Annotated in this window: 2 protein-coding genes; both read left to right on the forward strand. The window is 34.8% G+C overall.

What is annotated here, in order from left to right; genetic code table 11:
• Positions 1 to 1,359, forward strand: a 1,359-nt coding sequence (locus B1B04_RS25195) for an ABC transporter permease (protein ID WP_139377009.1), incomplete at its 5' end; no start/stop codon positions are given.
• A gap of 10 nt (positions 1,360 to 1,369) precedes the next feature.
• A partial coding sequence (locus B1B04_RS25200; RefSeq protein ID WP_139377010.1) for an ATP-binding cassette domain-containing protein occupies positions 1,370 to 1,568 on the forward strand: 199 nt, incomplete at its 3' end.

Here is a 1,568-nt window from a genome sequence, read left to right on the forward strand (position 1 = left end):
GTATTTTTAGTAGTTTCCAATTTAGTATTAGCGGGTTTCGCTATTCAAAATGTCTCACAAAAGGCGAATGATCACGCTAGACAAACATTAGGTGTTGACGTGAGTCTTAGAATGGACGAAGAGAGGCTTATGGAAAATGTGGCGAAACAGCGACAAGAGAATCCAAATGGAAAAATACAACACCCTGAGCTTTTCGCTGATGAAGCGGACCAGTTAGCGAAGTCACCCTATGTAATAGACTACAACTATCTTAAAAGTGACATGCTTGTAGCAGGTGATTTTGCACCTATTAATAGTGAAACGGATGATGAAGGGGTAGTTGGAACAGTAGGTGGTAGTCACTCTGAAAATATGAAAATGCCTAATACATTTATCCAAGGCGTAAAAAGTTCCGATTTATTGCAAGAATTTACAGATGGAACGAATGAAATTATTGACGGTCGTTCAATTGAATCAGAGGATGCGAATAAGAAAGTAGCTCTGATTGAAAAACGGTTAGCCGAAGAAAATGAGCTTCAAGTTGGTGATAAGTTAAAGATTAAATCAGCTGATGAAACATCAGAGGTTGAGTTGGAAATAATAGGGATATACAAAAATTTCGGGATAACTGACTTCGAGGAAAATTTACCAGCTATGATGCACCCATCTAACAAAGTATACACTACTTATGACGCGACGAAAGAAATGTCTGAAGAAAGTGATAAAAAGGGTGTATCTATTAACGAAGCGATTTACTACTTAAAAGATCCAGAAAATATTCAAGATTTTAAAGCAGAGGCAAAGAAAACAACTATTGATTTTGATTTATTTAAGCTAGATGCGCATGATGCTTTATATCAAAAAATGGTAGGCCCTATCGAGAATATTGCCGCTACTTCCAAAATGATTGTTTATTTAGTATCCATCGCAGGATCCATTATATTAGGTCTTATTATAATGTTGACTATAAAAGAGCGACGTAAGGAATTAGGTATTCTATTGGCAATCGGTGAAAAAAAGAGAAAATTAATAGGACAACTGTTAGTAGAAGTACTATGTATAGCTGTACTAGCATTTGGTCTTTCTATCATTACAGGTAAAACAGTGTCTCAAAAAATGGGCGACAGTTTATTACAGCAAGAAGTGATTGCTGCCGAAGATCAACAACAAGAATCAAATACTTTAGGATTCTCGTTTGGAAGTATAAATAAACAAGATAAGGATGTTGAACCAATCGACAATATTGATGTCAGTATATCATCACAAGATGTGTTGAATTTAGGTGGGTTAGGGTTATTAATTGCGATTTTATCAACACTTCTTCCAGCGTTGTCAATTCTTCGTTTAAATCCAAAAGAAATACTATTAAAAGATGAGTAGGAGGAGTCACATGGACACTATATTACAATTTAAAAATCTATTTTACTATTATCAAAGTAATAATAAGAAGAACACTTTATTAGAGAATGTAAATTTCACCTTTGAAACAGGATGTTTCTATAGCATTTTAGGTCCGTCAGGTTCAGGAAAAACAACCGCACTTAGTTTAGCAAGTGGATTAGATAACCCAAAAGAAGGACATGTACTTT

It is taken from the genome of Lysinibacillus sp. KCTC 33748, from assembly GCF_002237755.1.
Lineage (GTDB): Bacteria > Bacillota > Bacilli > Bacillales_A > Planococcaceae > Lysinibacillus.